General features: G+C 49.2%; 20 protein-coding genes. 15 read left to right on the forward strand and 5 right to left on the reverse strand.

Going from position 1 to position 26,730, the window contains the following annotated elements; genetic code table 11:
• The first annotated feature begins 203 nt into the window (after positions 1–203).
• From JFN88_RS00765 to JFN88_RS00790, 6 genes are all read left to right on the forward strand, one after another.
• Entirely contained in the window at positions 204–3,848 is a 3,645-nt protein-coding gene (locus JFN88_RS00765; RefSeq protein ID WP_199017377.1) for a M14 family metallopeptidase, read from the forward strand.
• A 166-nt stretch (positions 3,849–4,014) separates the two neighbouring features.
• The gene (locus tag JFN88_RS00770; RefSeq protein WP_199017378.1) at positions 4,015–5,307 is read left to right on the forward strand and encodes a DNA polymerase IV; all 1,293 of its coding nucleotides are present in this window, start codon (positions 4,015–4,017) and stop codon (positions 5,305–5,307) included.
• A gap of 41 nt (positions 5,308–5,348) precedes the next feature.
• On the forward strand, positions 5,349–5,585 hold the full coding sequence (locus JFN88_RS00775) for a ferredoxin (RefSeq protein WP_199017379.1): 237 nt from the start codon (positions 5,349–5,351) through the stop codon (positions 5,583–5,585).
• 349 nt (positions 5,586–5,934) lie between these two features.
• Positions 5,935–7,827, forward strand: a complete 1,893-nt coding sequence (locus JFN88_RS00780; RefSeq protein ID WP_199017380.1) for a CHASE2 domain-containing protein — start codon at positions 5,935–5,937, stop codon at positions 7,825–7,827.
• Entirely contained in the window at positions 7,817–9,664 is a 1,848-nt protein-coding gene (locus tag JFN88_RS00785; protein ID WP_199017381.1) for a FecR family protein, read from the forward strand. Before JFN88_RS00780 ends, JFN88_RS00785 begins: the two co-directional genes overlap by 11 nt.
• Before the next feature lie 40 nt (positions 9,665–9,704).
• A complete protein-coding gene (locus JFN88_RS00790) occupies positions 9,705–11,276 on the forward strand; it encodes a stalk domain-containing protein (RefSeq protein WP_199017382.1) in 1,572 nt (523 codons plus the stop codon).
• 239 nt (positions 11,277–11,515) lie between these two features.
• On the opposite strand, the gene JFN88_RS00795 is transcribed toward JFN88_RS00790, so the two are convergent.
• Positions 11,516–11,653 (reverse strand): hypothetical protein, encoded by a 138-nt coding sequence (locus JFN88_RS00795; RefSeq protein ID WP_199017383.1) that lies wholly within the window; start codon positions 11,651–11,653, stop codon positions 11,516–11,518.
• A 184-nt stretch (positions 11,654–11,837) separates the two neighbouring features.
• Here JFN88_RS00795 and JFN88_RS00800 point away from each other — a divergent pair, with 184 nt between their 5' ends.
• Both JFN88_RS00800 and yjbM read left to right on the forward strand, forming a co-directional pair.
• Positions 11,838–12,941 (forward strand): quinone-dependent dihydroorotate dehydrogenase, encoded by a 1,104-nt coding sequence (locus JFN88_RS00800; protein WP_199017384.1) that lies wholly within the window; start codon positions 11,838–11,840, stop codon positions 12,939–12,941.
• A gap of 23 nt (positions 12,942–12,964) precedes the next feature.
• Positions 12,965–13,768, forward strand: a complete 804-nt coding sequence (yjbM, locus tag JFN88_RS00805) for a GTP diphosphokinase (protein ID WP_199017408.1) — start codon at positions 12,965–12,967, stop codon at positions 13,766–13,768.
• 215 nt (positions 13,769–13,983) lie between these two features.
• On the opposite strand, the gene JFN88_RS00810 is transcribed toward yjbM, so the two are convergent.
• Together JFN88_RS00810 and JFN88_RS00815 are read right to left on the reverse strand one after the other, a co-directional pair.
• Positions 13,984–14,496 (reverse strand): PCYCGC motif-containing (lipo)protein, encoded by a 513-nt coding sequence (locus tag JFN88_RS00810; protein ID WP_199017385.1) that lies wholly within the window; start codon positions 14,494–14,496, stop codon positions 13,984–13,986.
• Positions 14,497–14,499: 3 nt separating this feature from the next.
• Complete coding sequence (locus JFN88_RS00815; protein ID WP_199017386.1) at positions 14,500–14,985, reverse strand: thioredoxin family protein; 486 nt, start codon at positions 14,983–14,985, stop codon at positions 14,500–14,502.
• Between the two features lie 287 nt (positions 14,986–15,272).
• Between JFN88_RS00815 and JFN88_RS00820 the strand changes: the two genes are divergently transcribed.
• From JFN88_RS00820 to JFN88_RS00830, 3 genes are read left to right on the forward strand one after another with little or no spacing between them, the layout of a single operon-like run.
• Complete coding sequence (locus tag JFN88_RS00820; protein WP_199017387.1) at positions 15,273–16,943, forward strand: RsmB/NOP family class I SAM-dependent RNA methyltransferase; 1,671 nt, start codon at positions 15,273–15,275, stop codon at positions 16,941–16,943.
• Position 16,944: 1 nt separating this feature from the next.
• On the forward strand, positions 16,945–17,739 hold the full coding sequence (locus JFN88_RS00825; RefSeq protein WP_199017388.1) for a pseudouridine synthase: 795 nt from the start codon (positions 16,945–16,947) through the stop codon (positions 17,737–17,739).
• The gene (locus JFN88_RS00830; RefSeq protein ID WP_199017389.1) at positions 17,729–18,517 is read left to right on the forward strand and encodes a Cof-type HAD-IIB family hydrolase; all 789 of its coding nucleotides are present in this window, start codon (positions 17,729–17,731) and stop codon (positions 18,515–18,517) included. Before JFN88_RS00825 ends, JFN88_RS00830 begins: the two co-directional genes overlap by 11 nt.
• 154 nt (positions 18,518–18,671) lie before the next feature.
• On the opposite strand, the gene JFN88_RS00835 is transcribed toward JFN88_RS00830, so the two are convergent.
• Positions 18,672–18,770 carry a sporulation protein YjcZ gene (locus JFN88_RS00835; RefSeq protein ID WP_199017390.1) on the reverse strand — a complete coding sequence of 33 codons (99 nt, stop codon included), beginning with the start codon at positions 18,768–18,770 and terminating at the stop codon, positions 18,672–18,674.
• Between the two features lie 291 nt (positions 18,771–19,061).
• Positions 19,062–20,441, reverse strand: coding sequence for an RsmB/NOP family class I SAM-dependent RNA methyltransferase (locus tag JFN88_RS00840; RefSeq protein ID WP_199017391.1), 1,380 nt, complete (start codon positions 20,439–20,441; stop codon positions 19,062–19,064).
• Between the two features lie 181 nt (positions 20,442–20,622).
• Between JFN88_RS00840 and JFN88_RS00845 the strand changes: the two genes are divergently transcribed.
• The 4 genes from JFN88_RS00845 to JFN88_RS00860 all read left to right on the forward strand — a co-directional run.
• Positions 20,623–21,765 (forward strand): AI-2E family transporter, encoded by a 1,143-nt coding sequence (locus JFN88_RS00845; protein ID WP_199017392.1) that lies wholly within the window; start codon positions 20,623–20,625, stop codon positions 21,763–21,765.
• 113 nt (positions 21,766–21,878) lie between these two features.
• Entirely contained in the window at positions 21,879–22,589 is a 711-nt protein-coding gene (locus tag JFN88_RS00850) for a SurA N-terminal domain-containing protein (protein ID WP_199017393.1), read from the forward strand.
• A 440-nt stretch (positions 22,590–23,029) separates the two neighbouring features.
• On the forward strand, positions 23,030–25,684 hold the full coding sequence (locus tag JFN88_RS00855; RefSeq protein WP_199017394.1) for an RCC1 domain-containing protein: 2,655 nt from the start codon (positions 23,030–23,032) through the stop codon (positions 25,682–25,684).
• Positions 25,685–26,132: 448 nt separating this feature from the next.
• On the forward strand, positions 26,133–26,730 hold a 598-nt coding region (locus JFN88_RS00860), incomplete at its 3' end, for a hypothetical protein (protein WP_199017395.1).

The raw sequence follows: 26,730 nt of genomic DNA on the forward strand, positions 1-26,730 counted from the left end.
TATCCTTGTCGATGCAAATCTACGATGTTATAATACCTTACGTTTTAATATATTATCTTATTTATATTGTATACATAATTTGGTATACGACTCACCTTCTATTGATTGCAGCTATATTAGTTTGACGAATTGAAAGTGGAGCAGCGCTTCCGTTCCTTTCGTTCAACTTTATATATCTATTTTATTTAAGGGGGAATTTAAGAGTGTCGAGAAACAAATTGTTTTACAAATTTACCTCCATGTTTCTGGCATTAGTGCTGGCTTTATCTGTTGTGACGCCAAGCATTTTTGCAGCTCAACCGGAAACTGGGGCGAATGTGCCGGCTGTAGAAGTTGAAAATTCGAATCCGTCTGTTGATGAGAATAGTCAAGTAGAGCAAACAGATGAAGCTCAGGCAGATGCCAATATTGCAGCTGATCGTGCAGCTGGTCAAAGCTTGACCGTCAGCAATAACAAGGTCTCCATGACGGAGAAACGTGTTATTGATGTGGAATTTGAACTGAATGGGCAAGAGGTTGACGCAAGCAAACTGAATTTCACGTTTGGCGACAAGCCGTTGAATGCCTGGAAGCAGTGGAAGGCATCATCCGGCAAGTATGACGGCAATCCGTTCATCAAGCTGGTGGAAGGTCCTGCCGTTACTGGTGATACAGTTAAAGCTAAAATTGAATTCGACTTGTTGTACACGTTGCGCGTAGCTAAAAAGGATGAAAACGGCAACGTAATTAAAGATGATAAAGGCCAGACTGTCTATGAGGATGTCCCCACCAATGATCTCTCCAGCCGTGTAGTACGCTCATTGTACCCGTCGCAGCTCGGAACATATGCATTGGCGCTGAACAATGGTGAACAGACGCTTGCAGCCACCCAAATGAAGCTGAACGTCTATGACGGCTATCATACATTTGATGAAATTAAGCCTGCTATCGAAGAAATCACCAAGAAGGCTAATGAGCTGAATGATCGTTATATGGATACGACTGTTCTGGGCCAATCCGTTCAGGGACGTGATATCCAGTTCACGGTTCTGGCGAAAGACAAAGCAACTGTAGACAAGTATCTAAACGAAACCTTGCCGGCAATGAAGCAGGACCCTGCGACTTTGCAGGAAGCCATTCAATCTGGCAATACAGAGTTCAAAGTGCCAATCTGGATCAACAATATTCACCCGGATGAAGCGCCGGGCGTCGATGCGATTCTGGATTTGTTCAAAGCCTTGTCTCAGGACGAAATCGTCACATTTAAAACAACAGGCGAGGATGGCGAAGAAACATCCATTGATTTTAATGTCGATCAAGCTTTGGAGCATGTCTTTTTCCTGATCAACTACACGCAAAACCCTGATGGACGTTACCTGAACACGCGGGAAAATGCCAATAAATTTGACTTGAACCGCGACAATTCGTACCAGACGCAAGTGGAAACACAAATTGTAACAGCTCAGATTGCCAAATGGTCGCCAATCTCGTTCCTGGATTTCCATGGATTTGTAGAGGGCTTCCTTATTGAGCCATGTACGCCGCCGCATGATCCTAACATTGAATATGACCTTGTCATTGACAATATGCTTGAGCTGGCAACGGCATTTGGCGAAGCGGGAATTGCGAACACATCCTATACAAGCTACCATATTCCGTATGAGGAAAACCGCAAAAAAGCTGAAGATCCAAACTATGTTCCAAAGCCAGGCTCGCAAGTAACAGGCTGGGACGATGCTTCTCCGGCTTACACGGCTGTCTATGCGATGCACCAAGGTGCTTTGGGTCACACAATCGAAATTCCTGCCTTGAATGAGGAGTCTTCCAAAGCTTTGTTCTTCGGAGGAATTGCTGCAATTGACTATATTGCTAAAAATACGAAAAAACTCTTTATTAACCAGCTTGAAATCTACAAACGTGGAATTAATAATGTTGACAACAGGCAAGTCGACAAGTATTTGATCAATGCCAAAAATCAGGAAATTGGCAGACCGCGCGGAGAACATGAAAACTTCTTCCCTGAGTATTACGTGCTGCCGCTGGACAAAAAACTGCAAAAGAACCAACTTGAGGCATACCGCATGGTTCAATACTTGCAGCGCAACGATGTGAAAGTGGAGCAGTCCACGCATGCAGTCAAAGTAGGCGAAATTGAATACCCTGCGGGCAGCTACATCATCAACATGCATCAGGTGAAGCGCAGCTTTGCAAATCTGGTGTTGTATGACGGAATTAACGTATCCGATTTCTCCGCCTTGTACGCGGATATTATTCAGAACTTCCCGGACATGCGCGGATTCAACAGTTATGTTGTACGGGAAGCGGACGTCTTCAAGAATAAAACTACTCCAGTTGCAACAGAGGTAGAAATCCCTGCAACCTCCATTGCTGTGGATGCTGACAACTATGTCCTGCGCAATACGAACAATGACGCGATTAAAGCTGTGAATGAATTGCTGGCTTCTAACAAAAGAGTGCTGATGTTGACCCGCAGCGGAGCGAACTATGAAATGGGAGATTTCCTGATTTCTAAAGAGAGCCTGCAATCTGTCTCGTCGAAATTCTTCCTTGAAGTTGAACCGTTTAACGGCAGTGCAAGTAATTCCGGGAAACTGCTTAAATCAGCTAAAGTATCGACAGCAGGAGTTTTCCCTACGTATGTGCTGAAAGAGCTTGGTTTTAACCTCGTTGACAATCAAGCGGATAGCGATGTGCTGGTAAACAACTTTAATAAGGATCTGGTCAGCAGTGGAAAGCCTTATATTGGTCTTGGCAGAGCAGAACTTGAAAGTCTTGATAAATCCAAACTGCTGGACGGATTCGTCTTCAAGACAACAGCCAGAACGCACGAAGGATTGTTCAAATCGGCACTGTCGCAAAATCATGTCATTACAGCGCCGTATGACAGCAATGAATATTTGTACACAGTATCCGGTTCTTATATTACGTCCGTTCCAAGCGGCGCTAATGTTATTGCCACTGTAAGCAACGATGCCGATTACTTTAAAGCCGGCTGGTGGCCAGGCAACCAGGCGATTAAAAATCAGGTTGTCGCCTTTACCTACAATATAGGCAAGCTGAACCTGACGTATTTTGCTAATGAACCGCTTCACCGCGCACATGGTCAAAAGCAATTCCGTCTGGTTGCCAACGCGATTTACAATGCAACTGCATCAGACTATGCAGCACCATACTACCCGTCTCAGCCATCCAACCCGGTTGACTCGGTTGACCCTGTTGATCCAGGAAAGCCGGTCGATCCAGAGACGCCTGTTGCCCCGGAAAATCCGGGAACTCCAGAGACACCTGGAACACCAGTGTTCTCCGACCTCGGACCTGTGGCCTCCTGGGCTGATGAAGCAATCGAAGCCTTGACGAAGAAGGGCGTTCTGCAAGGTGTAGCAGAAGGCAAGTTCGCTCCATTGAAGGAAGTGACACGCGCCGAGTTCATTGCAATGCTCGTTAGAGCATTTGATCTGCTCGATGCGGGAGCTAAGGTAGACTTTACGGATGTGGAGGCGAATGTCTGGTATTATGGGTATGTGGCTACAGCTGTGGAGAAAGGTTTGATTCAGGGAGTAGGCGGCAACAAATTCGATCCGAATCGTGCCATCACCCGGGAAGAAATGGCTATTATGAGCGCAAATGTGCTGAAGGCCGTTAAAGGCAAAACTGCAACTGATGCGAGTGCCGCGCTGGCAAAATTCAAGGATCAGGACAGCATGGCTGCATACGCGAAGGATGCGATTGCTCTTCTGACCGAGAATAAAGTCATCAACGGCATGACAGCGACAACCTTCCAGCCGAAGGGGATTGCCAACCGTGCTCAAGCGGCAGTCATGATTAACCGGATGCTCGGAATCGAATAATTTCAATTTCTTATTCTGACTCAGCCATCGATAAAGGGAGCCCTGCGGGGCTCCTTTTCAATACGTATTCACTTTTCCCCAATCTGAGTATGTGCCCGGGTTGCCCATCTGGAAGGATAGAGGTATCATTTTAATTGAGATGGTGAGAAAAGGGGATGCCTGAGTCATGAAGTCGGTTCATGAGCACTACCCTGCTAACGGCAGAGTAATCCTTCATCTGGATATGAATGCCTTCTACTGCTCCGTGCATGAAGCGGAGGAGCCTGAGCGGTACAAGAACGTCCCGACGGCTGTTGCCGGGAGTGTGGAGCTACGCAAGGGCATTATTGTGACCAGTTCTTATGCTGCGCGCAAGCGGGGGGTCAAGACCGGAATGACGGTAAGGGAAGGGATGCGCCATTGCCCGGAGCTTGTGCTGATCAAGCCGGATTTTGATCTGTACCGGAAGTATTCGCGCGGTTTTCTGTCCATTGCGCGTCAGTATACGCCGCTTGTCGAGAGGGTGTCTATCGATGAATGTTATCTGGATATTACAGGCTCCAAGTCGTTCGGAACGCCGCTGGAAATTGCGGAGATGATCCAGTATCGGATTCGCGCCGAGTGGTCCCTGCCCTGCTCAATTGGCGTAGCGCCCAACAAGCTGCTGGCCAAGGTAGCCAGCGATATGCATAAGCCTAATGGCCTTACTGTTCTAAGGATCAGGGATGTGCCCCGGTTGCTTTGGGACCGTCGTTGCGAGACCTTGCCGGGAATTGGCGGCAAGACGGCGGACAAGCTCGGGCGAATGAATATTATGACGCTCGGACAGCTTGCAGCTGCCGATGAATCGCTGCTCAGGAAGCAGTTCGGCATTATTGGCATCTGGCTGAAGCAGGCAGCGAACGGGCATGATGAATCGATTGTAAATCCGGCGCGGGAGCAGAACAAGTCGATTGGACATACGACAACATTGCCTCAGGATGTCACAGACTGGGAAGACGTGAAGCGTGTACTGCTTAATCTGGCGGACCAGACGGGAAGACGGCTTCGCAGGCAGCAACTGATTGCCTCGGGAATCCAGATTACGATCCGCACACCAGACATGAAGACCATTACCCGATCGAGTACACTGAGCGCCCCTATTGATTCCACCGATGAAATCTACCGGGAGGCTTGCCGCATATACAGGCGGCATTGGCGGGACGGCAAGCCGATCCGTCTGCTCGGGGTGGCGCTGCATCATTTGACTTCAAGGAAAGATACCGCGCTGCAGCTTGACCTCTTTGAGTATGAAGAGCAGCCCAGGAAAGAAGCGCTGACCAAAGTGATGGATGCGCTGCGCGATAAATTCGGGGAAAGCGCCGTACTAACGGCCGGTATGCTGGGAGATGATCCTTCCGTTTTAATCCGAAACAAGAAAATTCGGGGAACCTCCCTGCAACTGGACGAGGAAGTATTAGATGTTGATGACGAGATGTAATTCTGATATAGTATTCATGATAGAATATAGGAGGGAATACCATGGCTAAGTATACTTGGGTAGAGAAAGACACATGCATTGCCTGTGGAGCTTGTGGGGCAACCGCTCCTGACATTTATGATTACGACGACGAAGGCCTTGCGGAAGTTATTTTCAATAATGATTGCAATCGCGGTGTAACTGAAATTCCGGAAGATATGTACGACGATCTTCAGGATGCGGCAGACGGCTGCCCGACCGATTCAATCAAAATTGCAGACGAACCTTTTAATATGTAATCTTAATGATTTAAAATAGATCGTTTCAAGTTCCCCGGCTCCGGTAGCCGGGGATTTTTTTGAAAATATTAAGAAGGCTTAAAACCAAAATTAGTGGTTGACCTCTAGGCGGAGGGGATGCTATAAAGTTCCCTTTGTAAATGAGCTTATATTTCATCACGAAACGAAGCTTCTGCCCGTCAAAGGACGGCAAAGCCGTTTGCGCTTGGCGATTTCTGTAATATCCATCACCGTTTTCAGGTGAATTTTCATACGAATACACAGTTTTTTTAGCGTTATTGTATTGTCAACTGCGGAAAGCGTGAAATAGAATAAAAGAAAGATGTTCATATAAAGAGGGAGGTACCAGGTGTTCAATAGAAAGTGGCTTAAGGTTGCCGCCGCAGGGGTCATGATCAGCCTGGTCTGGTCAATTTTTTCCAGTCTAGGTACGGGAGGGATGCTTAATTTTGTCGAAGCGCCATTGCGGGATTTGATGCGTGAAATGTCTGATCAGGAGCGTGCTCCCTATGACCAGATTAAAATTATTAAAATTGATGACGCATCATTGGAGCAGCTTGGACAGTTCCCGTGGGACAGAAGTTTGTACGCGCAATTGATTGCCATGCTTGAGGAAGCAAATGTGAAAGCGGTTCTTCTTGATATTGTACTGGCTGAGCCTAGTCAGAACCCGGAAGCCGATGAAGCGATGGCCGAGGTTATGAAGAGCTATGACAATGTCATTCTTCCGGTTGTGTTTGACATGAAGGTCAGACAGGAGGGGAAGGGCAGGCTGGAAGCGGAATCGGTGATTAACCCGGCTCCTGCAATAGGCGCAAATTCGGAGCAGACCGGTCATATCAATGTCATGACGGACAAGGACGGTACGGTGCGCATGCTGACCGTGGGATTGCCCGATCCGGGAGGCATGATGGTGCCTGCAGTCAGTGTGAGGCTGGCCAACTACATACTGGATCAAGGCAATCAAATACGCTATGATGCGTCGCAAGACAAATGGTTCAGAGGCAACAGGCAAATACCGCTGAACAATAAAAACCAGGTCACCACTGATTTCTTCTCCAAGCCGAGAGAAGCGATCAGCGCCGACACCGGGTATGATTCGCAATCGTTTTTTGATGTGCTGAGCGGGGAAGTTCCGGCACAATATTATGAGAACAGCATCGTCTTGATTGGCCCGTGGGCCTCTGGCCTGCAGGATGAATATTTGACGCCCCTTAGCAAAAGTTTGCGTATGTACGGAGTCGAGATTCACGCAAATATGATTCAATCTCTGGCGATGGGCGCCTTTTACGTTGAAGCGCCTGCAGGCGTGAATATTGCCATTATTGCTGTGTTGACACTGCTTTCTCTAATGCTGTTTGAGAAGTTTAGAGGGAGAATGTCTTTTGTCATTTATATTGCGTTTGCTTTGTTATATATCCTTTGCTGGCTCAGTATTTATTATTTCTCTTCCTTATTTATTTCCTTTACGTATCCGTTCCTTGCTATTACAACCGCGCTGGTCTGGGCGATTGTTTCGCATTACGGGGCGGAGCGGAGGGAACGCGGACGGGTGACGAATATTTTCGGAAGGTTTGTCTCCCGCAGTGTAGTGGACGAGTTGCTCGCTTCCGGGGAGGAAATCAAGGTAGGCGGGCAGCGTCGGGATATTAGTGTTATTTTTGTAGATATCCGCGGCTTTACCCCGATGTCGGAGCGCCTCCAGCCGGAAGAGGTCATTCAGGTGCTGAATGAGTATCTGGATATATGTACGAAGGCGGTTTTCAAGTGGAATGGAACTTTGGACAAATTCATCGGGGATGGCGTGATGGCTTTCTTCGGAGCGCCTGTCGAACTGGAGAATCATCCCGAACTGGCCATTCGCGCCGCACTGGAGATGAAGAACAAGTCGGATATACTGGAGCAAAAATGTCTGGAGAAGTTCGGTATCGGCGTAAAATTTGGCATCGGCATCAATTGTGGTCCGGCAGTTGTAGGCAATATCGGCTCCGAGATGCTGCGGCTTGATTACACGGCAATCGGGGACACCGTTAATCTGTCGGCAAGGCTGGAATCGAATGCGAAGCCCGGACAAATTTTGATCAGTGAAGAAATGTACAAGCGGGCAGGCGGACTGTTCGAACTGGAAGATATCGGGGAAATCAAGGTTAAGGGTAAGGAAATGCCAGTGAGGGTGTATGCGGTGTTGTCGGAAAAATCCGCAGTCAGATTTTCGGGAGGAGATACAGAGAATGAGGATTAGAAAAATACTGCTTTCCGTATTGGCCATGCTGTTGCTGGCCGGCCCGCTGTCCATCTTGTCGGGGGCGCGTGAAGCGGCTGCAGAGGCGGTGACGCGTGTAGCGGTACTCCAGGATTTGAAGGGGGACGTCAAGGTCAAGAAATCCGGCGGCTCCAAGGCGTTCAAAGCATTTAAGAAGATGAGCCTGAACGAAGGCGACACCCTGACAACAGGCGCCGGGGCAAGCGCGGTATTAGCGCTGTCGAGCAAAGACTCGGACGAGGACACGGTGACGGTCGGGGAGAATTCTCAGGTTGATTTTACCAAGCTGTCTGATGACAAGGGCGTCCGTTCGAAAATGAACATCTGGGCCGGTTCCATGTGGGTGAAGGTGAAGTCGATCTCCAATGCGAGCGATACCTTTGAAATTGAAACGCCAACCTCCATTATGGGAGTGCGGGGAACCCAGTTTTATGTGGAGATTTCTCCGGAGACAGGGGTACAGAAGACCGTTGTTTTTGCAGGGATAGTGCAGGTGGCAACGTCCGGCGCCAAGCCGGGGTCGTTTTATGTGTATCCGTTCCAGAATCTGTTGATGGCTGAGCAGGATGGCTCTATACAAACACAATCGGCCTTTGTGGATGTGAAGACATTTCTAAACAAAGTCTCACCGGAGATCATCGCTAAAATGATACAGGATGCAGCGAATATTCATGCTGAAAATGTGTCGCTGATCGCAAAATTGAAAGAGCGAATAAGCCGGGGCGAGACTGCCGCATTATCGGATCTGCCTCAGAATCTTGGGGAATTGGCCCGTTATGAACAAAATCTCTCCAACCTGATCGGGAATTTGATCAAGCAGGCTGCTACTATGGAGAAGATACCGCTCTCGGAACTGGAGAAGCTTGTGGACGCTGTGAACCAGCAGTTGCCGATAGGCAAGAAAATCGATCTGGATAAGGTTGAAGAGTTTAAGTTCACAGATCAAGAAAAGGCCAAGATGCAACAGGCAGCCCAATTGGAGAAAGAAAGCAAGGCCAGGCTGGATAAGGAACGCAAACAAAAGGAAGAAGAACGCAAAAAGCAGGAAGAACTGCTAAAAGCGCTCCGACAGGATAAGGCCAAGCAGGCGGAGCTTAACCGTCTGAAGGAGGAGGCGCTCAGGAAAGCTGCGGAAGAAGCGTTAAAGAAAACGTTCTCCGAAGAAGAAAAAAAGCGATTCGAGGAGAGTAAAAAAATCCTGGAGCCGGGGACTGATGCGCAGCCTCCGTCCGCAGGAGGAGGAGCGGCGAATCCTGCGCCGGATGCGGCAGCGAGGCTTGGCTTCTCATCTCCGGCAAGCTCAGGGGTACTGACAGATCCTGCCCCCGGAACAGCCTTCAATCTGGAATTGCAATTTCAGGGGTTCGTAAATTCCCGCTCCATCGCTGGTTATCAGGTGCGGCTGGAGTATGATTCGGATTATGTTGCCTTTCAATCTGAGAAGTTTCTGTCGGACCCGCTCCCTTACCGACAGAGCAGAGGCGTCTTTAATGTAGAGCCGGAAGGGGCTGTGGTCGATGGGGCGCAAAGCGTCGACTATGTAAATGCTTCGCCAAGCGTATTTGACTCTCAGACAGGGACGGTATTTTATGCGGTGTCCAAGTTCACCGGCAATGCAGTATCCATCCCGAATTGGACCACGGTTGTCAAGCTGCCATTTGCAGTGCGTGATGTGCCAATAGGAAGCAGGGACGTCAAATTCCGCATTGTTGAAATTATAGCGATTAATGCAAGCGGAGACCCGGTTCAAACGATCAAGGTTGGCGACGAGCTGAACTTGAAGCTGACCAGGACGAATAATGGGGCGCCCTTATAGATGAACTTTTAGCAAATACACGTGTGCAAAGGAGCCAACTATGAAGAAATTATGGAAGACAGGGATTGTGACGGCATTGGCAGCGCTGCTTGCTGTCCCGGGTGCTGTTTATGCCCAGTCTGGTAAAGATCAAATCCTGACCCTCGCTCCTCTGTATGAAGTTCGGGTGCTTGCGGGTACAGGCGAACTGAATTACAGGGACGGAGATGCCGCCAAGTCAGCATTCCGCGGCCCTGCCGCACTCGCCTTTGCCAAGGGCGAGCTGTTGATTGCGGATACAGGCAATCAGCGAATCCGCAGCTTTGCGGGAGGCAAGGTGGCGACCCGGGCGGGATCGGACCTTGGGGAGGACGGTCATGGTATGCTGATCGGCGCCTTGAATGATGGTGCGGGCATGGCTGCTTTTTTTCAGTCGCCTGGCGGATTGCGTGTTCAGGCAGACGGTACAGTTATTGTCGCGGATACGGATAATCATGCGATTCGCAGCATCGCTCCCGGCGGCAAGGTGACAACCATTGCCGGCAACGGCTTGATTGGACTCGCAGACGGCAAGGGAAGCAAGGCCGAATTTTATTCCCCGCTGGATGTGGCGGTTGCTTCAGATGGCGTCATTTATGTAGCGGATACGCTAAACCATGCGATCCGCAAAATTGCAGACGGCAAGGTCAGCACGCTAAATGCAGTTTCCCGGCGTCCGGTCGAATATTTCCCTGGCATTGCGGATATGGCTGGCGACTATGCGGACGGTCCGATCGCTTCTGCGAAATTCAATGAGCCAAGCGCCCTGGCGCTGGACGCCAAGGGCAATCTGTACGTCAGCGATACGGGCAACCATCGCATTCGCTATATTGATTTTGACAAAGGGGTTGTGACAACGGTAGCCGGAAGCAGCAAGGTTGTCTATGGCGCCAACCAGATGTACGCCGAAGGCGGATTTGCCGATGGCGCTGCCGCGGTCGCACAATTTCGTGCGCCGCGCGGTCTGGCCGTTGCCCCGGACGGCGGTCTTCTGATTGCAGATTCATTGAACCATGCGATTCGCTATCTGAAGGACGGTCAGGTGACGACGATTGCCGGAACACCGGAGGAGAGTGGAAGACTTAACGGAGTTGCCGGCCATGCAAGCCTGAACAGGCCTACAGGGGTTGCCCTGCTTGGCGACGGCTCCTTCGCTATTTCCGACTTGGGGAACAATCTGGTGCGCATTGTGGCTCCGTATAAGCCTCCAGCGGGTCTGAAGGCTGCCAAGACTATTCAATTGCTGCACAATCAGGAGCTTATCCAGACAGATGCGGCTCCGGTAATCCGGCAGGGAACGACCTTTGTCCCGCTCAGAGTCATCTCTGAGAAGCTGGGCTATGAAGTGAAATATGCGCAGCGGCAGGCAACTGTCAGCAAGAATGGCGTTGTCTATACGCTTAAGCAAGATTCGGCGCTCATTACGAAACTGGCAGCGGGCAAGACCGAGACAATTCGGCTCAATTCCCCCGTATTTGCCAGCGGCAACCGCTTGTTCCTCCCGGTACGATTCTTCGCTGAGGAAGCAGGACTGGATGTTCAATGGCTCAAGGAACTGAATTCGGTACTTTTGCGAGATGTAATCTTCAAATAAAGGGCCGACAAGCGGAACCATTCAATTTCAAATAAACGGCAATGGCCGCCTGATGTATGTGATCAGGCGGTCGTTTTTTGCACAAAGGAGGGAGCAGCGAAAGAATCCTCTGTTGCGCCGCTTTTCCTCTCGCTGGTTAAGCGCTGATTTAAAGGATGCCGCTAAAATAAAATGCCCGGTAAGCCTATTCTCGTTGCGGAGAATGGTTACCGGGCAAGCGTTATGAGTGATGGGAAATATCACGATAATATAAGCAGCAGCGATACGGCAACGACAAGGACAACAAAAATAACACCCAGCCAAATCAGCGCCTTTTTATTGACTTCCTCCTTAGGCTTCTGAGGCAATACGGGAGAACGCTTGCGTGGTGCACTCATAAATAATCAACCTTTCTATAGCCTATATTAAGAATACCCTAATTGTAATCGTTTTCTGAGACGTCCGCAACCCATCTGTTCAGGGATTTGGGACTGCTTCAACCAAGCTGGCACTTTTCTTTTTAGGCAGAAAAAGATAAACTGAAAGTTAAGAGGCATATATAGAAAGAACGGAGTGAACAGCTTGTTGTACAGAAAGATAGCAAAACCTTTTTTATTTCGCATGGACCCGGAGAATGCCCATCATCTTATTATTAACGGGATGAGCGCCACATCGAAAGTGCCGGGGATCAAGCCGCTTCTGCGATCCATATGGGGGGTTAAAGAGTCAGAGAAGCTCAGAAGCGAACTGTTTGGTCTTTCATTTGTCCATCCTGTCGGGCTGGCCGCTGGCCTGGATAAAAACGCCCATGCCGTGGAGGGGTTTTCCAATATTGGTCTCGCCTTTATGGAAGTGGGTACGGTCACTCCCAAAGGGCAGGAAGGGAATGAAAAGCCCCGCATGTTCAGACTTCCGTCCGACCAGGCGCTTATTAACCGGATGGGATTTAATAACGAAGGCGTCGAAGCAATGGCGGAGCGCTTGAAGCGGCTTCCGGCATGCCCAATTCCCTTGGCCATCAACATCGGGAAAAATAAAACCACCCCTAATGAAGCGGCTCATGAAGATTATCAGAAATGTATCCGCAGTCTATACGCCTATGGCGATTTTTTTGTGGTTAATATCAGTTCGCCCAATACGCCGGATTTGCGCGCGCTCCAGCACGGCGATGAGTTAAAGACTTTGCTGTCAGCCGTCTCCGGAGAGATGCAGGCACAAGCAAGGAATAGCTCGGCGTCTGTGCCGGTCAAGCCATTTCTGGTGAAGATTGCGCCTGACATGACCGGGGAGCAGTTGGAATATACGGTACATACGATTCAAGAGAGCGGCGCCGCCGGTATTATTGCCACCAATACAACGATTTCAAGAGACGGACTTCGCCACCCGAACGCGAAGGAAACGGGAGGGCTGAGCGGCGTGCCTGTCAGAGAGCGTTCGACCGAAGTGATTCGCACTGTGTATCGACTGACTGGAGGCAAGCTGCCGATCATCGGCTCAGGCGGGATCTTCAGCGCACAAGATGCCTATGAGAAAATTAGAGCCGGAGCCAGTCTGGTGGAAATTTACAGCGGGATGATCTATGAAGGGCCGAATCTGCTGAAAGAAATCAATCAGGGCCTGCTTCAACTTCTGGAACGGGACGGTTTTCGTCATCTGACCGAGGCGATCGGAGCGGACCATAGATAACAGGGTTTGGGGGCTAAAGTATGATGGATGGAAGGGATTGGAGACACTTTTTGCTTCCATATGAACAGGCTGTTGAGGAATTGAAGGTCAAATTCAAAACGATGCGGGCCGAATTGAAGGTACGTGAATCCTATGCTCCAATTGAGTTCGTAACCGGTCGCGTCAAGAGAATTTCGAGCATTCTGGAGAAGGCCAAACGGCTTAATGTGCCGATGGACCAATTGGAATCGGGAATCGAGGACATTGCCGGGATTCGCATCATGTGCCAGTTCGTAGACGATATCCACCGGGTTGCTGATTTTATCCGTAACCGCAAGGATTTGTCCCTGGTGCATGAGAAGGATTATATTACCAACTACAAAGAAAGCGGCTACCGCAGCTTCCATATGATCGTTGAGTACCCGGTTCAAACCGCGCTTGGCTTGAAAAAGGTGCTGGCCGAAATCCAGATTCGCACGCTCGCCATGAATTTTTGGGCAACCATTGAGCACTCGCTCAATTATAAATATAAAGAGAGCCTTCCTGATGAAGTTAGACTTCGCTTGAAAAAAGCCTCCGAGGCGGCTTTTATACTGGATAATGAAATGTCCAGCATTCGTCAGGAAATTCTGAATGCCCAGCGTGGCTTCGAAGAAAAGTCCAATCTGGTATCCCAGGTGCTGACGGGCATTCAGGATTTATATTTCTACTATAGAGTACGCGAGGCCGCCCAGTTCCAGTTGCGGTTCAACGAGCTGTGGGAGAAGGAGGATGCGTGGGAACTGAAAGAGCTGTCCGAGGACATTAAGCAGGCTATCTCCCGCGCCAAGGGCAGTTCGCAATCCTGACACGCGGATCGGCAGCATGCGGCTGTTGCCTACTCCTTGACGCCAAACGGCAATTCAAGAGACAGACGCTTTCGTTCAAGCGTTCTTCTAACCAATGATCGAATTGCATGAAAAATCCCCAAAGCATGCATATTATGGCTTTGGGGATTTACTTACGCTATGGAGCATTTTCGATGTTATATTTCAACTAATATATTTCCGGCGCTGAGCTTGCATTACAGATTTTTCGGCTTGTATTTGTCGTCGATAGCTTGTTTGATTTCACTCGTGCTCTTGCCTTCTTTGGCCATCGCGACAGCGTCTTCCGCTTCCATCTTGCAGATGCCGCAGGCGGTGCCGTGATCCGACCAGGCTACTTCCTTGTCGTCCATGCTGGCGATGAAGCAGCGCTTCAGGGAATCATGAGCTGGCTCGTACGACATGCAGCCGCAATAGCAGTTCAGTTCATCAATTAGATCTCTGTATTCGGCTACATCCTTATACAGTTGACTGGTACGCTTGGTATGATTGGAGAGGAAACCCGGCAGCACGGACAAGGAAGCTGTCTTCTCCAACTGTTCGGACTCTACTGCCGAAACATGCTCGGCATGATTGTTGCTGCTGGACTGTTCTTCGCTTCCGGAGGAAGAGCAGCCGACAGCAATAATGGCGAGCAGAGCCAGGAAGACGAAAGCAGCCAATGACTTGTCTACCCAATGGAGCTTTACAGAGTCAGGCCTTGGGCTCACGCGTTATCCCTCCTTGTTTCTGTTGAAAAAGTCGATATAATCTTCTTTGGTGTACCCGGGGCCTCCGTCCAGGCTGATGCCGCCTTCAAGCCTTTCGACCTGCTTGCCGTCTTTGTAATAGACAAGGGTAGGTGTGTATTCAATTTCGTATTTGCCGAAATATTCCTGGAACTCGCGCAGGTTGAACTGCGGCAGGTCAATTCCCAGATCTTGAGCAATCGGCATCAGTACCGGCGTCGTGTTTTTACAATGGGAGCAATCGGAAGCAAAGAAGTAGACAAACATTTCTTCACCGCTCTGAACCCTTGAATTTAGTTCGGCAGGGAGTATAATATTCTGGTAATTAGGATCTTTCAACTGAGCTTTGGTGGCCGGGTTGAGTTGCGAGGAAGGCTTGCCGTACAAAGCGTTCTTGTCAGACTGGTTCAGTATAAATATTAAACCGAATAAGGCAACGACAATGATCAGATAAATGGACATTTTTTTCATATACGATTTTTATCTCCCCTTTTAAATAGATATTTTTCTGTTTTTGATTGCATAACCTCGTCAGTTGCCTGGAAAACCAAGCTGCTGCGCCGGGACAGCTTGGTATGTTCATGCCTAGCGATAACTCGTCAGGTATGGGCGATGTCTTTGCAGCGGGCGTAGCTTCATTTCATTTTGCGAGCTGCTTGATGAAAAAGATGAAAAGATTGGCAACTCATTTTATTTTACTACGAAAAACGATTTCATGCGAGTTTGCGACCATTTTGCGGCAAGGAGATTTAACACGAATGGGAATTGAGCTTCCGGTTGTATTCAAGGAAAAAATGAAAGAGAGACTGGGCAGTGAATTTGAAGCTTTTATGGCTTCTTATGATGCGCAGCGCTGGTATGGATTAAGAGTAAACCGATTGAAAATATCGCCTGCGGACTACCTGGCTATCGCCCCGAAGGAGGAGCGGCTTGAACCGATTTTGTGGTCGGAAGAAGGCTTCTACTATGAGGAGAGCAGCCGCCCGGGCAAACATCCTCACTATCATGCAGGCTTGTACTATATTCAGGAGCCAAGCGCTATGGTGCCAGCCGAACTGCTGGAGGTGCGTCCTGGAGACCGTGTGCTCGACCTGTGCGCAGCTCCAGGGGGCAAGTCCACTCAACTGGCGGGGAAGCTGGGCGGTGAGGGGCTGCTCATAGCCAATGACAATGCCAGAGAGCGGACGAAGGCGCTGGCCAAAAATATGGAGCTGGCCGGTGTGCGCAACGCGGTCGTGCTGAACGAAGAGCCTGCAGCGCTTGCAGATGTGTTCGCCGGTTTTTTTGACCGGATTCTCGTCGACGCGCCCTGTTCGGGGGAGGGGATGTTCCGCAAGGATGAATCGATGATCCGCCAGTGGGAACGCCATTCGGTAGAGCGCTGCTCCCTTATGCAGCATGACATCCTCCGTCATGCCGTGCGGATGCTCGCTCCCGGCGGACGGCTTGTCTATTCTACCTGTACATTTTCTCCGGAGGAAAATGAAGATCAGATCGCGTCCTTGTTGCTTGATCATCCCGAGTTGACCGTGTACGCTGTGCCGCTTCGTTATGGCTGGTCATCCGGCAGACCGGAATGGACGGCGGCAGCGTCGGGTAGCGAAACAACTCGTAAAGCCGCTGCACAGGTTGCGGGTACGGTTCGGCTGTGGCCGCATCATGTGCAAGGAGAGGGACATTACGCTGCGGTGCTGGAGAGGCGGCCGACAACCGAACCAGGCAGGAGCGACGTTGATGGTCATACAGGCGCTGCCGATTCTTCTTCGAACAAGGCGCTATTGATCCGGTCGGAGGCAGATGCCGTTTTTCAGAAGAAGGGCAGAGGCTTGCAGCGAGCCGGACGCGAGGATTACAGAAGCAGCCGCAGAGGAGAGCAGCAGACCGGGCGCGGGAACAATGGTAAGAATGGGAAGAATGCACCCAGGTTCGACAAAAAAGCTCATAAGCACGCTAGGGGATTAAGCCCGGAACAAAGCTGGCTTGAATTCGCTGCGGCTGTGCTGCCGGGAGCCGAATTGTGGCCGGGGAGGCTAATAAGCTACGGGAGCCGGATCTATCTTCAACCGCAAGGCTTGCCGGAGCTGGACGGTCTGCAGGTCGTTCGTGCGGGCTGGTATTTGGGTGAAGCGGGCAAATACAAGTTTGAACCCTCGCAGGCGCTGGCGTTGGGGCTCAGTGCTGTCGAGGCTGTGCAAACACTGGATTTTCCTTCCAATAGTCCGGAGATCATTCGTTACTTGAAAGGCGAGACCCTCCAGAGAGGCGATGAATCGTCAGACGGGCAAGACGGCAGAAGTGCAATGGCGCAAGCAGATCGGCTGCACAAGGGCTATGTGCTTGTCTGTACAGATGGTTTCCCCGTCGGCTGGGGCAAATGGGATGGCGGTATGCTCAAAAACGAGCTGTCTGCCGGATGGAGGTGGACGTAACATGAGCAAGCAAATGATGCGGCTGGATAAGCTGCTCGGCAATATGGGCCTGGGCACGCGAAGTGAAATCAAGAAGGCTGTCAAACAGGGGAAAGTTGCGGTTGACGGAGTCGTGGTCAAGGATAGCGGGTTGCAGGTGGAACCTGCCAGGCAGAAAATTGAGTTTGAAGGAACGCCTGTTGTCTACAAGAGCGAGATTTACTTGCTGTTGAACAAGCCGCAGGGGGTTATTTCGGCAACGGAGGATATGAGGGAGCGGACAGTCATCGATCTGCTTCGGGAGGAGGATCGTCTGCTCCAGCCATTCCCAGTCGGACGACTGGATAAGGATACGGAAGGTCTGCTGCTTCTTACCAATGACGGGCAACTGGCACATGAGCTGCTGTCTCCGCGCAAGCATGTGAACAAAACCTATGAGGCGCTGGTGCGGGGGGCGGTTAATGAAGAAGATAAAGTTCAATTCGCCTTGGGGGTAGAGCTGGATGACGGATATGTGACGATGCCGGCCAACCTTGTCATCCATGAGGTGAAGGAGGACGGCGGAGATGAAGAAGCCAATTCGTTCATCAGCCTGACGATACAGGAGGGCAAATTCCATCAGGTGAAGCGAATGTTCGAGGCGGTCGGCAAGAAAGTCGTGAAACTTCGCCGTGTGGCGATGGGGCCGCTGCAGCTTGATGAGTCTCTGGATTTGGGCCAGTATCGGGAACTGACAGATGAGGAACTTGCCGCGCTTCGTGCGCACCGCGGCGGACAAAAGCTTGTGTCAGGAGGAGAGGGACAGGATGAGATTTGACATTATTGCGTTGGATGTTGACGGGACATTGCTGACGGATGATCATAAGCTGACCGCAAGGACAATTGAAGCTGTGCAGCAGGCTGCCGTTCGCGGCGCAGAAATTGTACTCTGTACCGGCAGGGGGCCGTCTATTACGATTCCGCTTCTGGAACAAATGGGATTGAGCGGCACCGTCATTACGCATAATGGAGCGGCCACGGTTGATTCCGCCAGACAGGAGGTCGTCACTCAGTTTAGTTTTGGACTGGAAGAGATTGCTCCCTGCCTCGACTATTGCCGCGAGCGCGGCGTCCATTTTGACTTGAACACTGCTTTCGACCTCTATATTGAAAAGCATGATGCAGCTGCCGATGTGATGTACAGGGAGTATGGCGCTTCACCGATTTTGCTGGAGCAAGGGGCCGCTTATCCGCCAGGGCTGGTCAAGCTGTGTCTGTTCGGTTCAGGTGACATCATGGATACTGTAGAGAATCAATGGGGGCAATGGTCAGGCGGAATGCAATTTATACGCAGCGGCGATCATTTTATTGATCTCATGCAGAAGGATGTCCACAAAGGCAAAGCGCTGGAGGAACTGGCGCGTATGCGGGGAGTGGAGCGCAGCCGGATTATGGCGATCGGCAATTATTACAATGATGTCGGGATGCTGAGGGCGGCTGGTCTTGGTATCGCGATGGGCAATTCCCCTGACGGGGTGAAGGCTGAGGCGGATGCTATTACACTGTCCAACAATGAAGAGGGCGTTCGTCACGCTCTGCAAACCTATTTATATTAGAGGAAAAAGATGATCATAGATTCATATCATAAATATAAGCAGGATACCCGCACATAGCGGGCATCCTGCTTATATTTTTTTCGTGAAGTCAGCTGCCGCGGTCAGAGACAGCGGCAACTGTTCACTCGGTTACAGCCTAAGCTGCCAAAGGCTACTAGTACAAGAAGCTACGGGAAATGATTACGAGCAGGATGAACAGTACAAGAATCGCACCAGTAGAAGTAAAACCTGCACCTACACCTAAACCACTCATTCTAATTCCTCCCTGCAAAATATTCCGGAGCCGCTGTAGCCATTAGTAATACACAGTGCTCGAAGTATTGGCTAGGTGAGCTGGCTTCCCAGTGAAGGACGTCGGAGAACCGGACTGCTGCCAGCTCAGACCAGCCACGGGTTCATGCTTGACAAAGCTATCTTCACAAGGAAAATTCGCCTCGTCTCTTGGCATCCGGTATACGATATCATATGAATCTCAAATCTTTTCGTTTGGACATTTGTCCCCTATTCAGATTTTTGGGCACATGCAGGTAGTGTGGTGGTTGATTTATCGGCGCAATCCCTTGGGAAGATGGTTTTTCACTTGACCGCTGCTGGCTTTGCCCCACCCAAGCGGCAGGCCGTTTACAGCAATCAGTCCCCAGCCTGCGGAGCCGTCATGGGCAGCAAGGGTCTCCCCGTGCAAATATGCCTCGATTTCGGCTGCATCCGGAGCATAGCTTTGCAACCATGCAGCCTTTGGCGCAGGGGCAGCGAGCGCCAAGGCATGGGCAGGCTCGAACCGCCCCTTGCGAATCTGGCCCAGATGCAGGCCCGGACGCATAATGCGCAGGCCATCGAGTGAAGCAGCGCCGAACCCGTCTTCTTCTGAGATTGGAAGCCAGTACAGCCCTTCCCCAAAGCGCAGCGGCTCGCCTGCGCCAAGCTCAAACCCCGGCAGCGCCTGCGAGCAAAAGGACTTGAAAAGCTCCATATCTGCAAGTCCGGTCCCGCTCCTGCCGCCAGTCTTGCGCCGTTTGCCATTGCGCTTCGCCAGCGGAGTGTCCCCGGCTGTCTTTGCTGGATTGTCCTGCTTGCGCAGCACTGCTACAAAATGTCCCTCTCCCTGCACTTCTTGAGGCCATAGCCGCTCGGTATGCTGCAACGAAAATTCCGGGTGAAGCTGAAGGAACTTCTCCATACAGTCTTCGTTCTCAAGGCGATTGAAGGTACAGGTAGAATATGTTAATGTCCCGCCCGGCTTGAGCATGACCGCTGCGTGCTCCAGAATATCCGCCTGCCTTGCGGCGCACATCTTTGTATGCGTGAGCGACCATTGTTCAATTGCATCCGGATCTTTGCGGAACATGCCTTCGCCGGAGCAAGGAGCATCCAGCAAAATCCGGTCAAAGAAGCTCGAAAAGCGTGCGGACAGCTCGTCCGGTGCGGCCTGGGTGACGACAGCATTGCTAATGCCGAGACGCTCCACATTTTCGCTTAAAATTTTCGCTCTGGCTGGATGAATTTCGTTGGCAATGAGCAGGCCCTGGCCTTGCATTCGGGCTGCGATCTGCGTCGTCTTGCCGCCCGGCGCGGCAGCCAGATCAAGAATCGTCTCTCCGGGCCAGGGAGCCATCAGTTCAACCGCTGACATGGCAGATGGCTCCTGGATGTAGTAAAGCCCTGCTGCATGGTAAGGATGCTTGCCCGGTCTTGTTTCTTCTATATAATAATAACCTTCGCTGCACCAGGGAACGGGAGTCAGTCCAAAAAGCTGTTTTGCATTGGCGACCGCCCCCTCATATTGTTCCTGCATGGTTTTCAGAGAATGTAGCCGCAGTCCGGATGCTCTGGGCAGCGGGAAACTGTTGAAGAAGGATTCTGCCCGCTCGCCCAGCAGATCTTGCATTTGTATTATATAGTCAGGTGGAAGCTGATGCTGCATCATAAGTAAAGCTCCTTTTGAATCGTATCGTTGACCCCCTTGGCGATCAGCCGTGGATGCTCATCCCTGTATTATATCGTAAAATACGAAACCTTGTTATATTTGCCTCGTATGAGTGTATACATTATAGTTATATAGACAAGTCATGACCATTGGAAATGCAGAAGCGGAGGATACGCAAAAGATGGAAGGTATTCGAAAAGGCACGGAGCGATTTCGGCAGTTTATTGTAAACAACCGGTTCGTGCTATTTTTAATCGTGTTGCTGTTGATCGGGTTGAATATACTGATCTTTACCAAGCTTTCTTTCTTATTCGTCCCGTTGGTTGTGCTATTGCAGACGGTGATGCTTCCGATTCTGCTTACCGGGGTCGTTTATTATTTGACGAACCCGCTCGTTGATTTTTTAGAGAAACGAAAAGTAAAGCGCACGTACTCCATCATTTTGCTCTACGTTTTTATTATACTTGTCGTTGGATTTTTGCTGAAGACAGTAATCCCGATCATCGGCAACCAGGTGATGAGTCTCGTCAATAATTTTCCAGTTTATGTGCAGCAGTTGCAGCATATCCTGGACGACCTTGTTGACAATTCGGTGTTCAATCAGCTTCAGCAGTGGATGCAGATCAATCCCAACGATATTATCCAGCGGGCAGCGGAGCAGACATCTGCTATTGTCCACAATACCTGGTTGACGATCGGCGCATTCCTGGGCAAGCTGACCGAGATTGTGCTCGCGATTATAACTGTCCCGTTCGTATTGTTCTATTTGCTTCGCGACGGCAAGAAGCTGCCGAGCTATATTTTGCGGTTCTTGCCTACATCGCTGCGCGGCTCCAGCTTGCAAATTATGACGGAGATGAACCATCAGATCAGCTCTTACATCCGTGGCCAGATTATTGTAAGCTTCTGTATCGGTTGCTTGTTGTATGTGGGCTATCTCGTTATCGGACTGGAGTATTCGCTTGTGCTCGCGATAATCGCCGCTTGTACGGCGGTCGTTCCGTATCTGGGCCCGGCGATTGCAATAGCGCCTGCCTTGGTCGTCGCGATCGTGACTTCACCGGTGATGCTGATCAAGATGATTGTCGTCTGGACGATCGTGCAGTTAATTGAAGGAAAATTCATTTCTCCGCAGATTATGGGGAAAACCCTTCGGATTCATCCGATTACGATTATTTTTGTTATCTTGACTGCGGGCAAGCTATTCGGCATTTTCGGCGTTATTTTGGCCGTGCCGGGCTACGCGGTGTTGAAGGTTGTTGCCATGCATCTGTTCAAATGGTTTGAGCTGCGCTCAGGCCTGTACAAATCGAAAAAGGAGTAGGCGGCTGCCGGCTTTTGCAAGCTTTACTCCTGGTTGACATCAGAACTAAGATCAATAAGATGCATAATAGGGAGCTTCCTTCCACCTTCACATAACTGAAGGAGGGCTTGGGAATGAAAAAGAAACATCTTGTTATGATCTGGAGTATGCCGTTTGTGTTAGGTGCAGGACTATTGTGGCTGTTGACTTCTCAGCAGCAGGTGAAGGAAGCTGTAGTTATTGAAATTCCCAAATTGATTGAAGCTGATCCGCATCTTAGAATTCGCAACGGCTTTGATCAACTGAAAGTCCGTTTGGATGAATTGGAGCGGCAATCGCCCAAGCCCCCGCCACTTGTGCAAGGCAAGGGTATTGAAATTGAGCGAAAAGAATTCCTTTTCTACAAATTCAATGTTCATCTAACGAATAGCTTGCGGGAGGAGCCGCTTGATATTCCAGATGGTGCAGAGCTGCTGGACCAAATGGTAAAAAAACGCCTGTATGTCCAGCAGGCGATCGAACGGGGTATAACGGTGCCAGATACGGAAGTGGATGATTTCATTTCTGTTCAACAGGACATGCTGGGGTCATATGAGCCGGACAATAAGGAAGATCAGCTTCTTGCGGAAGTATTAAGGAATAGAATCCGCATTACCGGGCTTTCAGACGAAGAGTTTTGGCAAAGCGATGCAATCAGGCAAGAGTATAGAGCGGTATTTTTGGCTGGTAAGCATTCCGATGCAATCGTATCAGACGGCACGGTCCAGGATCGAAGCGGTATTGACGCTTATATAGATGATTTGTTCAAGAAATTGCAGCGGAAGCTGACATATAATATTAGTTGAAACTTGTTTGAAAACAGCATGGTTGTGACACGAAGACGTAATTGAATAAAGCATGATCTTCAAGCTGGATATTGGGGGTGATGCTTTTTTGTTTTTGTCTTTTAATTCAGACAGGAGATGGATTGATGAGATTTATATAAAAAGTAATAGTTGCATCTTTCGATATAGTGAATGGAGTCAAATGGATTCGATTGCAATGGCCGGTTTGTATGCCCAATCTCGGATTTAAGTCCATAATTTCCTAAAAAAGTAGTGATTTAATTCAAATGATGATATATAATTCTTGAGTCTGGGTATTTTTTCTTTTTTTATGACAAAAAGAGGAGGCCTTTATACCTAATTTAGTTATCTGCAATTCATTTTTTTAAAAAGGTATTGTGTATTTTTTCCGTAAAACACTATGTGTAGTAGCATTTCAAAACGATGTGAGGGGTTCGTGTATGAGATTTATGAATGTTGGATGGGGAAAGAAGTTTTTGGCAATCGCACTTGGAATCAGCGTGTTACTATCATTACCGAATGGAAGTGCTATCGCTTCATCAAACGGGGAGTCAAATGGAACTCAATCTGTACATGCCATGGAAGAACTTGCTAATCCGACGACAACAATGCCTGCTGTGGCTAACGGGTTTAGGCACACGTTAGAATTAAGCGAGGATGGAACTGTTTGGGCATGGGGGTACAACTCATCCGGACAACTGGGAAATGGTACAAGGATTAGTTACTCAACGCCAGCACAAGTGAGCGGATTAACGAACGTTATCGCTATTTCGGTAGGACAAGATCATTCTATTGCCCTCAAACAAGATGGGACTGTTTGGACGTGGGGGAAGAACGACTCAGGACAATTGGGAGATGGCACAAAGACGGATCGTTTAATCCCTGTTCAAGTTAGCGGTCTATCGGATGTAGTCGCTATTGAAGGAGGAAGCTACCACTCTATTGCTATCAAACAAGATGGGACCGTTTGGGCGTGGGGAAAAAACGACTATGGACAATTAGGTGATGGTTCAATCACCGACAGATTAACACCTGTAGTAGTGGGTGGGTTGACGAATGTACAAGCAGTTGCCGCAGGAACTGCTCATACAGTTGCAATTAAACTGGATGGTAGTGTTTGGGCGTGGGGGTCAAACAACTCTGGACAATTGGGATTGGAAGAAGGTACTTCTAATAAATATATAACACCTGTACAAGTAAGCGGGTTAACAAATGTAGCCACAATTTCAGCGTATTCTTATTATACAGTAGCTGTCAAACAAGACGGCACGGTTTGGGCGTGGGGTGATAATTCCACTGGACAACTAGGAGATGGTACGAAAAGTAATAGGCCAACACCCAAACAAGTGAGTGGATTATCAAATATAAAAATGGTAAAAACAGGAAGGTTTCATGTTCTTGCAGTCAAAAATGATGGTAGAGTCTGGTCCTGGGGGAGTAATCGCTATGGACAATTAGGTGATGGTTCGATTACCGAGAGATTAACGCCAGTACAAGTTAGCGGATTATCTAATATGGTAACAATTTCGGCAGGAGAAACCCACTCCACTGCTATGGACAAAGATGGCACACTTTGGTCCTGGGGCGATAATTACTATGGTCAATTGGGCAATGGATTAACGTTGACAAAAACCTCCCCAGTACAAGTGACTGATTTATTTAATGTGTCATCTATCATAGCAGGTAGAGGCTACTCTATAGCTGTCAAACAAGATGGGACCGTCTGGGGGTGGGGAACTAACATCTTTGGACTAGTAGGTAATACTCAAATCGATTACATTCATTCTCCTGTTCAAGTACCTCGTATTTCCGATGTTAGGGCTGTGACAGGAGGGAGTTTTCATTCCGCAGCACTCAAACAAGATAAAACGGTTTGGGCCTGGGGCTATAATTACTCTGGACAATTGGGTAATGGTACAACGACCGATAGCCGTATCCCCGTGCAGGTGAGAGGCTTGTCGAATATATCAGCCATTGCCGCAGGAGATTCTCATACATTGGCTTTGACAGAGTACGGAACCGTTTGGGCGTGGGGAGGAAATTCAGATGGACAATTGGGCAATGGTAACAAGAAGGATAGTTCAACGCCTATACAAATAAGTGGCTTAAACAATGTCATAGCTATTGCCGCAGGTGACTCCTATTCCTTAGTTGTCAAACAAGACGGTACGGTTTGGGCTTGGGGGTCAAACAACTTCGGTCAATTGGGTAATCGTACAACGGCCGCTAGTCTAACGCCAGTTCAAGTGAGCGAATTATCGAATGTAAAGAGAATATCTGCCGGTTGGAATCATTCCTTAGCTCTGGATCAAAATGGCATGGTTTTCTCCTGGGGGAGTAATGGGGGGGGAAAATTGGGTTTTGGCCCGGTTAATTATAGTTTTGTACCAGTACAAATCAGGGAATTATCGAATGTAACTGATATTTTTGCAGGGGGGAGTTCTATGATTGTCAAACAGGACGGTACGGTTTGGGCATGGGGGTATAACGATTCCGGACAATTGGGCGATGGTACTGTGACAAATAGAACAACACCTACACAAGTGAGCGGCTTGTCAAATGAAATGTCCATTGCCACTGGATCCAGTCATTCTCTTGCTGTCAAACAAGACGGCACGGTTTGGGCGTGGGGTAGTAATTCCACTGGACAACTAGGAGACGGGTCGCTGTATGCAACAGTACCTATTTCTCCACAAAGAGTACATGCTCCAACAGGGCTCAAGATCACCAGCCAGACAGGTTCAAAAGTTAAATTGAGTTGGACAGCGCCGACCAAAGGCTTGAACATCGCAAGCTATGACATCTACAATGGGACTAATTTAGCGGGTACAGTAAATGGAAACACTACAACGTATACTGTGAGGTTGGTGGCAAATCCGGAATATAGCTTTACTGTGAAGGCCAGAGATGCGGCAGGGAATACTTCTTCTTCAAGTAACATGATTACATTTTCTATCAGATTGCATAAAAATATAAAGTATAACTACGACTCATCAGGGCGACTGCAGAATATTACAGATTCAGATACGGGTGAAGTAATTGTAACTTACATGTATGACGCGACTGGCAACTTGACTACTGTTCAACGATATTGATTGTATTGCTATCTAATAGTTTAGATTTTTAAGGTGTGAAATCAGTCACAACAATCTGTAGGGGAAACGATGCTGGAGGTGCTCTCTGACCGTAAGTTGAATAATTTACAAGCGTGTGCCCGCAGTATCCGGATTTCCGGTAACTTGTGTCCTATGCGGTCGTGATGATTTGGCCCCCATCTACCACACGTGGATCGGCAAATGCTTCCCCAATGCGCTGCGACAAAGCGTATTCACGTTCGAACGGTCATCATCAATAACGATGGCAGTCGAAACCGATTAACAGATATCTATTTCGGCAACGGGTACAGGATGACGTACCAATATAATTTGCACGAAAATATCGGTTTCGAAAACCAGAACACTACAGTAATGAGGGGGATTCCTCTATTAGAGGGGTTCTTTTTCGAACCGTATGCACACTTAAACTGCAATAGGAGCTGTTTCTATGAGAAAAATTATCGTCTATCTACTACTTATCGCTTTCGTTGTGCAGCTTGCCCCCGCCCCATCCGCAGTAGCGAAAGGGAAATCAAATATTCAAATCGCATCGGTTGGAGAGTGGCCGATCCCCCCTGTGGAAGAACCGGGAGTTCAAGAAACCTTGACATTGGAGTGGCTTAGCCACAGCTTCCAAGTTCCGGAGCTTGATTTGGTCGAGCAATTAAATAAAGGCTACACATTGGAAGACCTGTATGCTGCCCTCCAGGCCCGGATAGCGCCGGATCAGTCTTTGGCTGACTTGCTGCAGCAAATCAATCCCGAGGTTAAATGGGAGGAATGGGATTATTCAGCGGCCCGATTCGAAAATCGGGAAGCGATCCCCGGAGACGTAGATCAGAGCGATATTTCCGAGACGGACGAAAATGTTGTGGAAACGACAGATGAATTAACGATCCCGGATGAAAGTCTCCTGCACCCTGCCGTTACACCAGATACCGAACAGGGACGAATGATGGCAATGTCCTCTTCCACTTCCTATCCAACCAGCTATGACGAGTTTGCGGTGAAACGGTTAAATATTCAAAGGGATAGCGCCCCGTTTT

Origin of the sequence: Paenibacillus roseus, from assembly GCF_016424485.1 — a bacterium.
GTDB lineage: Bacteria > Bacillota > Bacilli > Paenibacillales > Paenibacillaceae > Paenibacillus_D > Paenibacillus_D roseus.